Source organism: Azospirillum doebereinerae (assembly GCF_003989665.1).
GTDB classification, from domain to species: domain Bacteria; phylum Pseudomonadota; class Alphaproteobacteria; order Azospirillales; family Azospirillaceae; genus Azospirillum; species Azospirillum doebereinerae.
The window spans coordinates 632240-643337 of the sequence record NZ_RZIJ01000001.1 but is presented as its reverse complement, the minus strand read 5'-3'; the positions used below and the strand labels follow the sequence as shown (position 1 = coordinate 643337).

The following is an 11098-nucleotide window of genomic DNA, read 5'->3' as shown; positions in this document are numbered from 1 at the left end:
AAGCCCCGGAGCGGCCGACCGCCGCTCCGGGGTTACGCACTGCCCTTAACCGACAACGCGGCGCTGCCAGCGGGAGACGGTCATGAACGAGTTGATGAATATTTTCGGCCAGGTCCAAGGCCCCCAGAGCTTCGACCAGATCCGCATCCAGATCGCCAGCCCCGAGCGCATCCGCTCCTGGTCGTTCGGCGAGATCAAGAAGCCGGAAACCATCAACTACCGCACCTTCAAGCCGGAGCGCGACGGTCTCTTCTGCGCGCGGATCTTCGGCCCGATCAAGGATTACGAGTGCTTGTGCGGCAAGTACAAGCGCATGAAGTACCGCGGCATCATCTGCGAGAAGTGCGGCGTCGAGGTCACGCTGTCGAAGGTCCGGCGCGAGCGCATGGGCCACATCGAGCTGGCCTCGCCGGTCGCGCACATCTGGTTCCTGAAGTCGCTGCCGAGCCGCATCGGCCTGCTGCTCGACATGACGCTCAAGGATCTGGAGCGCATCCTCTATTTCGAGAACTACGTCGTCATCGAGCCGGGCCTGACCCCGCTGAAGCTGCACTCGCTGCTCAGCGAGGAAGACTTCATGAACGCGCAGGACGAGTACGGCGAGGACGCCTTCACGGCGGCCATCGGCGCCGAGGCGCTGCGCATCATGCTGTCCGCGCTGGATCTCGAGGAAGAGAAGAAGACCTGCCGCGAGGAGCTGCGCGACACCAACTCCGAAGCCAAGCGCAAGAAGCTGGTCAAGCGCCTCAAGCTGATCGACGCCTTCATGGCCTCGCAGTCGCGGCCCGAGTGGATGATCCTGGAAGTCGTTCCGGTGATCCCGCCCGAGCTGCGTCCGCTGGTCCCGCTCGACGGCGGCCGCTTCGCGACCTCGGATCTGAACGACCTGTACCGCCGCGTCATCAACCGCAACAACCGCCTGAAGCGGCTGATCGAACTGAAGGCGCCGGACATCATCGTCCGCAACGAGAAGCGCATGCTGCAGGAGGCCGTCGACGCGCTGTTCGACAACGGCCGCCGTGGCCGCGTCATCACCGGCGCCAACAAGCGTCCGCTGAAGTCGCTGTCCGACATGCTCAAGGGCAAGCAGGGCCGTTTCCGTCAGAACCTGCTCGGCAAGCGCGTCGACTACTCGGGCCGTTCGGTCATCGTGGTAGGTCCGGAGCTGAAGCTGCACCAGTGCGGCCTGCCCAAGAAGATGGCGCTGGAGCTGTTCAAGCCCTTCATCTACGCCAAGCTGGAGCTGTACGGCCTGGCCTCGACCATCAAGGCCGCCAAGCGCATGGTGGAGAAGGAGCGTCCCGAGGTCTGGGACATCCTGGAAGAGGTCATCCGCGAGCATCCGGTGATGCTGAACCGCGCGCCGACGCTGCACCGCCTGGGCATCCAGGCCTTCGAGCCGACGCTGATCGAGGGCAAGGCGATCCAGCTGCACCCGCTGGTCTGCACCGCCTTCAACGCCGATTTCGACGGCGATCAGATGGCCGTCCACGTCCCGCTGTCGCTGGAAGCGCAGTTGGAAGCGCGCGTCCTGATGATGTCGACCAACAACATCCTGTCGCCCGCCAACGGCAAGCCGATCATCGTGCCGTCGCAGGACATCGTGCTCGGCATCTACTACATCTCGATGGACCGGCCCGGTGAAGCGGGCGAGGGCATGGTGTTCTCGAACACCTCGGAGATCGAGCAGGCGCTGAACGCCAAGGTCCTGTCGATCCACGCCAAGATCAAGGCGCGTTACGTCGGTGTGGACGACGACGGCGAGACCAAGATCTCGATCGTCGAGACCACCCCCGGCCGCATGCTGCTGTCGGAGATCCTGCCGCGTCACCCGAACGTGCCGTTCTCGCTGATCAACCGCGTGCTGACCAAGAAGGACGTCGGCAACGTTATCGACGCCGTCTACCGCCATTGCGGCCAGAAGGAGACGGTGATCTTCGCCGATCGCCTGATGAAGCTGGGCTTCGGCCACGCTTGCCGCGCCGGCATCTCGTTCGGCAAGGACGACATGGTGATCCCGGAGGCCAAGGGCCGTCTGGTCAACGAGTCGAAGGACCGGGTGAAGGAGTTCGAGCAGCAGTACCTCGACGGCCTGATCACCCAGGGCGAGAAGTACAACAAGGTCGTCGACGTCTGGTCGGAGTGCACCGAGAAGGTCGCTTCCGAGATGATGAAGGCCATCTCGACCACCGCCCCCGGCAAGCCGGTGAACTCGGTGTACATGATGGCCCATTCCGGCGCCCGTGGTTCCGCCGCGCAGATCCGCCAGCTGGCCGGCATGCGCGGCCTGATGGCCAAGCCCTCGGGCGAGATCATCGAGACGCCGATCATCTCGAACTTCAAGGAAGGCCTGTCGGTGCTGGAGTACTTCAACTCCACCCACGGCGCCCGCAAGGGTCTGGCCGACACCGCCTTGAAGACGGCGAACTCCGGGTACCTGACCCGCCGTCTGGTCGACGTGGCGCAGGACGCCATCATCGTCGAGCATGACTGCGGCACCGTAAAGGGCATCACCGTCAAGGCGGTGATCGATGGCGGCGAGGTCATCTCGCCGCTGGGCGACCGCATCCTCGGCCGCACCGCCGTCGGCGATGTGATCGACCCGCTGAACGGCGAGTTGATCATCGAGGACGGCGGCCTGATCGACGAGCCGACGGTCGACCGCGTCGAACGTTCGGGCATCGACAGCGTCTTCATCCGTTCGGTGCTGACCTGCGAGACCAAGGACGGCGTCTGCGCCAAGTGCTACGGCCGCGATCTGGCGCGCGGCACGCTGGTAAACACCGGCGAGGCGGTCGGCGTCATCGCGGCGCAGTCGATCGGCGAGCCCGGCACGCAGCTGACGATGCGCACCTTCCACATCGGCGGCGCCGCCCAGCGCGGCGCCGAGCAGAGCCAGGTCGAGGCGGTGTTCGACGGCACCGTGCGGATCAACAACCGCAACGTCGTCATCAACTCGTCGGGCATCCCGGTCGTGATGGGCCGCAGCACCGAGGTGATCCTGCTCGACGACCAGGGCCGCGAGCGGGCGCGTCACCGCGTGCCCTACGGCGCCAAGCTGCTGGCCGACGACGACGTCAAGGTCGAGCGCGGCCAGAAGCTGGCCGAGTGGGACCCCTACACCCTGCCGATCATCACCGAGCGCGCCGGTACCGCCCGCTACCTCGACCTGGTGGAAGGCATCTCGGTCCGCGAAGTCATGGACGAGGCCACTGGCATCTCGTCCAAGGTGGTGGTGGACTGGCGGCAGCAGCCGCGCGGCGCCGATCTGAAGCCGCGCATCGCGCTGCTCGACGACCGGGGCGAGATCATCACGCTCGGCAACGGGCTCGAGGCGCGCTACTTCATGTCGGTGGACGCCATTCTCTCGGTCGAGAACGGCGCCGAGGTCCGGGCCGGCGACGTGCTGGCGCGCATCCCGCGCGAGTCGTCGAAGACCCGCGACATCACGGGCGGTCTGCCGCGCGTGGCCGAGCTGTTCGAGGCGCGCCGTCCCAAGGACTTCGCGATCATCTCGGAGATGAGCGGCCGCGTCGAATTCGGCAAGGACTACAAGACCAAGCGCCGCATCGTCGTCCGCAACGACGAGTCGGGGGACGAGAAGGAATACCTGATCCCGAAGGGCAAGCACATCTCGGTGCAGGAAGGCGACTACGTCGAGCGCGGCGACCTGCTGATGGACGGCAACCCGGTGCCGCACGACATCCTGGCGGTGATGGGTGTGGAGGCCTTGGCCAACTACCTGATCAACGAGATCCAGGACGTCTACCGGCTCCAAGGCGTGAAGATCAATGACAAGCACATCGAGGTGATCGTCCGCCAGATGCTGCAGAAGGTCGAGATCACCGACGCCGGCGAGACCACCTTCCTGGTGGGCGAACAGGTCGACCGTCAGGAGTTCGACGAGGAGAACGAGAAGACCGCCGGCGAGGGCTTGCAGATCGCCGCCGGGCATCCCGTGCTCCAGGGCATCACCAAGGCTAGCCTGCAGACGCGCTCCTTCATCTCGGCCGCGTCGTTCCAGGAAACCACCCGCGTCCTCACCGAGGCGGCGGTCGGCGGCAAGGTCGACAACCTGGAGGGCCTCAAGGAGAACGTCATCGTCGGCCGCCTGATCCCGGCCGGCACGGGCTCCGTGGTCAACCGCCTGAAGCTCATCGCGGCCGAGCGCGACCGCGAGGCCGAGCTGGCGAGCGCCAGGCCGGAGGAGACTCCGGCCCTGCCGCAGCCGGGCGAGGAAAGCACGGCGGCGTAAGGTTGCCGGTCATAGGGTAGGGGAGGGGGCGCGTTCCGCAGGGGACGCGCCCTTTCTCTTTTGGCTGTGCAGAGCTAGGCTTGGGCCGTCCATCGCCAGGGAAACCCGCCATGACCGACCGTCCTCCCCGCTTCGGCCTGTTGCTGTTCCCCAACATCACCCAGCTCGACCTGACCGGCCCTTACGAGGTGCTGGCGCGGGTGCCGGGCGCCGAGATGCATCTGCTCTGGAAGGACACCGATCCGGTTCGTTCCGACACCGGGCTTCGGATCCTGCCCACCACGGCGTTGGCGGATTGCCCCGACCTCGATCTTCTGCTGGTTCCCGGCGGTTCCGGTGTTCAGGAGCTTCTGGCCGACGAGACAGTGCTGGCCTTTTTGCGGTCGCAGGCCCGCACCGTGCGCTATCTGGTCGGGGTCTGCACCGGCTCGCTGGTGCTGGGCGCCGCCGGACTCTTGAAGGGCCGGCGGGCTGGAACACACTGGGCGTCTCGGCAATTTCTGGCGGCGTTCGGGGCCGTGCCGACCGATAGCCGGGTGGTGGTCGATGGGACCCTGTTCACCGGTGGCGGGGTGACGGCGGGCATCGACGTGGCCCTCGCCATCGTCGCCGAACTGTTCGGCGAGGACCACGCAAAGCTCATTCAACTCTCCATCGAATACGATCCCCAGCCGCCGTTCAACGCCGGATCCCCGGTGGGAGCGGGGGAGGACCTGACCGCGCGCCTGCTGGAACGGATGGGACCGATGCTGGCCGCGCGCTCGGCGGCGGTGCGGGCGGCGGCAGCCCGGCTGAACGCGGCGCAGGATTGACTTTCGCGGCGCCGACGCAAGGAATGCAAGCAAGCGGTGCCATGATTTGCGCGCTTGACGCTCTCCGGCCGCTTCCCTATAGTCCGCGAACTTCAAAGGGACCCTGGGGTGGAGTGTATCCAGCCTGGGCCGTTCGCTTGAACCCAACGACATAGCCGTTCGAAGCAATTTGATCGGCGCTTGCTCATTCGGCCCGCTCGAAGCGGCAATGCTTCGCAGGCGGGCTTTTGCATCGTCCGGCTCCGCCGGGCGAATGGCCTTGAAGGGATAAAGGGCAGATATGCCGACGATCAACCAGTTGATCCGTAAGCCGCGCGAGCCGTTGGCCGCGCGCAACAAGGTGCCCGCGATGGAGGCCTGCCCGCAGAAGCGCGGCGTGTGCACCCGCGTGTACACCACCACCCCGAAGAAGCCCAACTCGGCGCTCCGTAAGGTCGCTCGCGTTCGTCTGACGAACGGCTTCGAGGTGACGAGCTACATTCCTGGCGAGGGCCACAACCTCCAGGAACACTCGGTGGTCATGATCCGCGGCGGTCGTGTGAAGGATCTTCCCGGCGTGCGCTATCACATCATTCGCGGCACGCTGGATACCCAGGGCGTCAAAGATCGTAAGCAGCGCCGGTCGAAGTACGGCGCGAAGCGTCCGAAGTAAGGAGAACACACGATGTCCCGTCGTCATCGCGCCGAGAAGCGTGAAGTCCTGCCGGACGCCAAGTACGGCGACCGCGTTCTGACCAAGTTCATGAACTGCCTCATGTACGACGGCAAGAAGTCGTCGGCTGAGACGATCGTCTATGGCGCGCTGGGCCGCATCGAGGTCAAGACCAAGAACGATCCCGTTCAGGTCTTCCACGACGCCCTCGCGAACGTCAAGCCGCACCTGGAAGTCCGGTCCCGCCGCGTCGGCGGTGCGACCTACCAGGTTCCGGTCGAGGTCCGTTCGGACCGCGCCCAGGCTCTGGCGATCCGTTGGCTGATCAGCGCCGCCCGCGCCCGTTCGGAAAACACCATGACGGAGCGCCTGTCGGGCGAGCTCCTCGACGCGGCCAGCCAGCGTGGCACCGCCGTCAAGAAGCGCGAAGACACGCACCGCATGGCGGAAGCCAACAAGGCGTTCTCGCACTACCGCTGGTAAGGCCTTCAACGCCTCCCCGAGTGATCGTACATGCCCCGTTCGCACGCTCTCGACCGTTACCGCAACATCGGCATCATGGCCCACATCGATGCCGGCAAGACGACGACGACCGAGCGCATCCTGTTCTACACCGGCAAATCCTATCGGATGGGCGAGGTCAATGACGGCACCGCCGTCATGGACTGGATGGAGCAGGAGCAGGAACGGGGGATCACGATCACCTCGGCGGCGACGACCTGCTTCTGGCGCGATCATCGCATCAACATCATCGACACGCCCGGCCACGTCGACTTCACCATTGAAGTCGAACGGTCGCTGCGCGTGCTCGATGGTGCTGTTGCCATTTTCGATTCGGTGGCGGGCGTCGAACCGCAGACGGAAACGGTGTGGCGGCAGGCCGACAAGTACGGCGTGCCGCGCATCGCCTTCGTCAACAAGATGGACCGCGTCGGCGCCGATTTCGCCGCCTGCGTCGCCATGATGAAGGACCGGCTCGGCGTCGCGCCGCTGGTCCTGCAATTGCCCATCGGGTCCGAGGCCGCGTTTGCCGGCGTCGTCGATCTGGTGGCGATGCGCGCCACCGTCTGGAAAGCCGAGACGCTGGGCGCCGAGTTCCACCACACCGAAATTCCCGAGGGTTTGAAGGACGCCGCCGTCGCCGCGCGCCAAGCGCTGCTGGACGCCGTCCTCGACCTCGACGAGGCGGCGACCTCCGCCTATCTGGAAAGCGGCACGGAGCCGTCGCCCGAGGCGCTGCGCGCGTGCATCCGCAAGGGAACCATCGCCGGCTCCTTCGTGCCGGTGCTGTGCGGCTCCGCCTTCCGCAACAAGGGCATCCAGCCGATGCTGGACGCCGTCGTCGATTACCTGCCGGCCCCGGTCGACATCGGCGCCGTCACCGGCCACCGGGTCGGCGCCGTCGAGACCGAGGAGCGCGCGGCCAACGACGACGCGCCCTTCGCCGGCCTGGCCTTCAAGGTGATGAACGACCCCTATGTCGGGCCGTTGACCTTCTTCCGCGTCTATTCCGGCACGCTCAGCGTCGGCGACACCGTGTTCAACCCGGTGAAGGGCGAGCGCGAGAAGATCGGCCGCATGCTGCTGATGCACGCCAACAGCCGCGAGGACATCGAGCGGGCGCACACCGGCGACATCGTCGCCTTCTCCGGGCTGGAGCACACCGGCACCGGCGACACGCTGTGCGACCCGCACAAGCCCATCGTGCTGGAGCGCATGGACGTTCCCGAGCCCGTCATCGAGGTGGTGGTCGAGCCGCGCACCGATGCCGACCACGACCGGATGAGCGCCGCGCTCGGCAAGCTCATGCAGGAGGACCCGTCGCTCAGCGTGTCGCTCGACCGCGAGAGCGGCCAGACCGTCATCCGCGGCATGGGCGAGCTGCATCTGGAGATCGTCGTCGACCGCATGAAGCGCGAGTTCCGCGTCGACGCGGCGGTCGGCGCCCCCAAGGTGGCCTACCGCGAGACCGTCACCCGCAAGGCCGAGATCGACCACACCCACCGCCGGCAGACCGGCGACCGCGCGCAGTTCGCGCGTGTCGTCCTGGCCTTCGAGCCGCTGGCGCCGGGATCGGGCTTCGTGTTCGAGAACCGCGCCGCCGCGACCGCCGTGCCGAAGGAGTTCGCGGCCGGTGTGCAGAAGGGGCTGGAGGCGGTCAAGGACAGCGGCGTGGTCGCCGGCTTCCCGACGGTGGACGTCAAGGCGACGCTGACCGACGGCGCCTTCCATGACGTCGACTCCTCGGCGCTCGCCTTCGAGCTGGCCACCCGCGCGGCGTTCCGCGAGGGCGTGACGAAAGCCGCGCCCGTGCTGTTGGAACCGCTGATGCGGGTCGAAATCATCACGCCGGACGATTATATGGGCGATGTCATCGGCGACCTGAACGGTCGCCGGGGTCAGATCACCGGCATGGATCAGCGCGGCAACGCCCGAGTCGTCACGGGACTGGTTCCCTTGGCGTCCATGTTCGGCTATGTGAATTCCCTGCGCTCCATGAGTCAGGGCCGCGCGCAGTACAGCATGCAGTTCGACCATTACGAGCCGGTGCCACAGGCCATCGCGGACGGCGTCCGTGCCAAGGTGGCCTGAAAACCGCTGGAACGATTGAGAAACGGAGAGACCACCCCATGGCTAAGGCAAAGTTCGAGCGGAACAAGCCGCACTGCAACGTCGGCACGATCGGCCACGTCGACCACGGCAAGACGTCGCTGACGGCGGCGATCACGAAGGTGCTGGCGGAGTCGGGCGGGGCGACGTTCACCGCCTACGACCAGATCGACAAGGCGCCGGAGGAGAAGGCGCGCGGCATCACGATCTCGACGGCCCACGTCGAGTACGAGACGGCCAACCGTCACTACGCCCACGTCGACTGCCCCGGCCACGCCGATTATGTGAAGAACATGATCACCGGCGCCGCGCAGATGGACGGCGCGATCCTGGTCGTGTCGGCCGCCGACGGCCCGATGCCGCAGACCCGCGAGCACATCCTGCTGGCCCGCCAGGTCGGCGTGCCGGCGCTGGTGGTGTTCATGAACAAGGTCGACATGGTCGACGACGAGGAGCTGCTGGAGCTGGTCGAGCTGGAAGTGCGCGAGCTGCTCTCGTCCTACCAGTTCCCGGGCGACGACATTCCGATCACCAAGGGTTCGGCGCTGTGCGCGCTGGAGGACCGTTCGCCGGAGATCGGCCGTGACGCCGTTCTCGCCCTGATGAAGACGGTGGACGAGTACATCCCGCAGCCGGAGCGCCCGGTCGACCGTCCGTTCCTGATGCCGATCGAGGACGTGTTCTCGATCTCGGGCCGTGGCACGGTGGTGACCGGCCGCGTCGAGCGTGGCATCGTGAAGGTCGGCGAGGAAGTCGAGATCGTCGGCCTGAAGGCGACGGTGAAGACGACGGTGACCGGCGTCGAGATGTTCCGCAAGCTGCTGGACTCCGGGCAAGCCGGCGACAACATCGGCGCGCTGCTGCGCGGCACGAAGCGTGAGGACGTGGAGCGCGGCCAGGTTCTGGCCAAGCCCGGCTCGATCACGCCGCACACCAAGTTCAAGGCCGAGGCGTACATCCTGACGAAGGAAGAGGGTGGCCGTCACACGCCGTTCTTCACCAACTATCGTCCGCAGTTCTACTTCCGCACGACCGACGTGACGGGCATGGTCTCGCTGCCGGAAGGCGTGGAGATGGTGATGCCGGGCGACAACGTGGCGATGGACGTCGAGCTGATCGCCCCGATCGCTATGGACGAGGGTCTGCGTTTCGCCATCCGCGAAGGCGGTCGCACCGTCGGCGCCGGCGTTGTTGCCAAGATCGTTCAGTAAGTCTTCTGTCGTTTCGGTTCGGACGGTCCGGTTCGCCGGTTCCGTCCGTTCCGCAGGGTTCTAGCCATCGGGCGTGAGTTCTTCGCACCGCCCCCGTGCCGATCCGGTCTTCTTCCCCTCAGGGGAGAATCAGGATTGACACGGGGGCGGTGTCGTCATAGAGATTACGCCCTCTGGATTTTGGGTTGGTGGTAGGCAGGTTCGGCCTAGACGCAGCCTGATGACGAACGGCACGGCACGCTCCAAGCGAAAATTTGGGGCGTGGATATGCTGACCGGAACATCCCTTCCGCACCTTCGGGCGCGGGGGATGTTCTTTTCGTATCGGCCCCGTCGCACTGGTTGGACAGCCCCCCGTCGCCCGCTTCCGCGGACCGGCGCGCGGCGTCTTGTCGCTTGGTGGTTCGTGGAGGTTGTTTGTGGGGTTCCGGTGGCGCGTCCGCGTCATCGTTACGAGGTGCAAGGGACGTTTGGAATGGACAGCCAGAACATCCGCATCCGCCTGAAGGCGTTCGATCATCGCGTGCTCGACCAGTCGACCAGCGAGATCGTCAACACTGCCAAGCGGACCGGCGCGCGCGTGCGGGGCCCGATCCCGCTGCCGACGCAGATCGAGAAGTTTACCGTGAACCGTTCGCCGCACATCGACAAGAAGTCGCGCGAGCAGTTCGAGATCCGCACCCACAAGCGTCTGCTCGACATCGTCGATCCGACGCCGCAGACGGTGGACGCGCTGATGAAGCTCGACCTCGCCGCCGGCGTGGATGTCGAGATCAAGCTCTGATTTTGGTTTGGTGAGGGACCTCTCCCATCGCGGATGTCCCTGGTCAGGAGATAAAGAACAATGCGATCCGGTTTGATCGCGCAGAAGCTGGGCATGACCCGCGTCTTCACCGACGATGGTCAACATGTTCCGGTGACTGTGCTGAAAGTCGACAGCTGCCAGGTCGTCGCCGTTCGCACCGAAGAGACGGACGGCTACACCGCCGTCCAGCTCGGCGCGGGCGCCATCAAAGTCAAGAACGTCACGAAGCCTGAGCGCGGGCATTTCGCCAAGGCGCGCGTGGAACCGAAGCGCAAGCTCGCCGAGTTCCGCGTCGATGCCGATGCCCTGATCGAAGTCGGCGCCGAGATCTCGGTGGCCCATTTCGTCGCCGGCCAGTTCGTCGACGTCACCGGCACCTCCATCGGCAAGGGCTTTGCCGGTGCGATGAAGCGGTGGAACTTCGGTGGTCTGCGCGCCACGCACGGCGTGTCGGTGTCGCACCGCTCGCACGGTTCGACGGGCAACCGTCAGGATCCCGGCAAGGTCTTCAAGAACAAGAAGATGGCCGGCCATCTCGGTGACGAGAAGGTCACGGTCCTGAACCTCCAGGTCGTCTCGGTCGACGAGGCTCGCGGCCTGATCCTGGTCAAGGGCGCCGTCCCCGGTGCCGAGGGCGGTTGGCTGCGCGTCCGTGACGCCGTCAAGAAGAAGGCGCCGGAAGGCCTGCCCTTCCCGGCGGCCGTCAAGTCGGCTCCGGCGGCGGAAGCCCCGGCCGAGACGCAGGAGTGAGCGC

Annotated in this window: 8 protein-coding genes; all 8 read left to right on the top strand. The window is 66.0% G+C overall.

Annotated features, from left to right (window positions below; all coding sequences use genetic code 11):
- Window positions 1-82 precede the first annotated feature (82 nt).
- The 8 genes from rpoC to rplC all read left to right on the top strand — a co-directional run bounded on the left by rpoC (window position 83) and on the right by rplC (window position 11094).
- The gene (gene rpoC, locus EJ913_RS03005; protein ID WP_126994609.1) at window positions 83-4255 is read left to right on the top strand and encodes a DNA-directed RNA polymerase subunit beta'; all 4173 of its coding nucleotides are present in this window, start codon (window positions 83-85) and stop codon (window positions 4253-4255) included.
- Window positions 4256-4365: 110 nt separating this feature from the next.
- Window positions 4366-5067, top strand: a complete 702-nt coding sequence (locus EJ913_RS03000) for a DJ-1/PfpI family protein (protein WP_126994607.1) — start codon at window positions 4366-4368, stop codon at window positions 5065-5067.
- A gap of 280 nt (window positions 5068-5347) precedes the next feature.
- Window positions 5348-5719 (top strand): 30S ribosomal protein S12, encoded by a 372-nt coding sequence (rpsL, locus tag EJ913_RS02995; RefSeq protein WP_012973201.1) that lies wholly within the window; start codon window positions 5348-5350, stop codon window positions 5717-5719.
- A gap of 12 nt (window positions 5720-5731) precedes the next feature.
- Window positions 5732-6202 carry a 30S ribosomal protein S7 gene (gene rpsG / locus EJ913_RS02990; RefSeq protein ID WP_126994605.1) on the top strand — a complete coding sequence of 157 codons (471 nt, stop codon included), beginning with the start codon at window positions 5732-5734 and terminating at the stop codon, window positions 6200-6202.
- Between the two features lie 30 nt (window positions 6203-6232).
- The gene (fusA, locus tag EJ913_RS02985) at window positions 6233-8311 is read left to right on the top strand and encodes an elongation factor G (protein WP_126994603.1); all 2079 of its coding nucleotides are present in this window, start codon (window positions 6233-6235) and stop codon (window positions 8309-8311) included.
- Window positions 8312-8349: 38 nt separating this feature from the next.
- Entirely contained in the window at window positions 8350-9540 is a 1191-nt protein-coding gene (gene tuf / locus EJ913_RS02980) for an elongation factor Tu (protein WP_126994601.1), read from the top strand.
- Window positions 9541-10014: 474 nt separating this feature from the next.
- Window positions 10015-10323: a 30S ribosomal protein S10 gene (rpsJ, locus tag EJ913_RS02975; RefSeq protein WP_085555136.1), complete on the top strand. Its 309-nt coding sequence runs from the start codon at window positions 10015-10017 to the stop codon at window positions 10321-10323.
- A gap of 60 nt (window positions 10324-10383) precedes the next feature.
- Window positions 10384-11094, top strand: coding sequence for a 50S ribosomal protein L3 (rplC, locus tag EJ913_RS02970; protein ID WP_126994599.1), 711 nt, complete (start codon window positions 10384-10386; stop codon window positions 11092-11094).
- Window positions 11095-11098: the final 4 nt, after the last annotated feature.

What these genes read in the sequence shown, in the direction of transcription:
- rplC (WP_126994599.1), top strand. Translation starts at nt 10,384, where the DNA reads ATGCGATCCGGTTTGATCGCGCAGAAGCTGGGCATGACCCGCGTCTTC.
- EJ913_RS03000 (WP_126994607.1), top strand. Translation starts at nt 4,366, where the DNA reads ATGACCGACCGTCCTCCCCGCTTCGGCCTGTTGCTGTTCCCCAACATC.
- rpsJ (WP_085555136.1), top strand. Translation starts at nt 10,015, where the DNA reads ATGGACAGCCAGAACATCCGCATCCGCCTGAAGGCGTTCGATCATCGC.
- fusA (WP_126994603.1), top strand. Translation starts at nt 6,233, where the DNA reads ATGCCCCGTTCGCACGCTCTCGACCGTTACCGCAACATCGGCATCATG.
- rpsL (WP_012973201.1), top strand. Translation starts at nt 5,348, where the DNA reads ATGCCGACGATCAACCAGTTGATCCGTAAGCCGCGCGAGCCGTTGGCC.
- tuf (WP_126994601.1), top strand. Translation starts at nt 8,350, where the DNA reads ATGGCTAAGGCAAAGTTCGAGCGGAACAAGCCGCACTGCAACGTCGGC.
- rpoC (WP_126994609.1), top strand. Translation starts at nt 83, where the DNA reads ATGAACGAGTTGATGAATATTTTCGGCCAGGTCCAAGGCCCCCAGAGC.
- rpsG (WP_126994605.1), top strand. Translation starts at nt 5,732, where the DNA reads ATGTCCCGTCGTCATCGCGCCGAGAAGCGTGAAGTCCTGCCGGACGCC.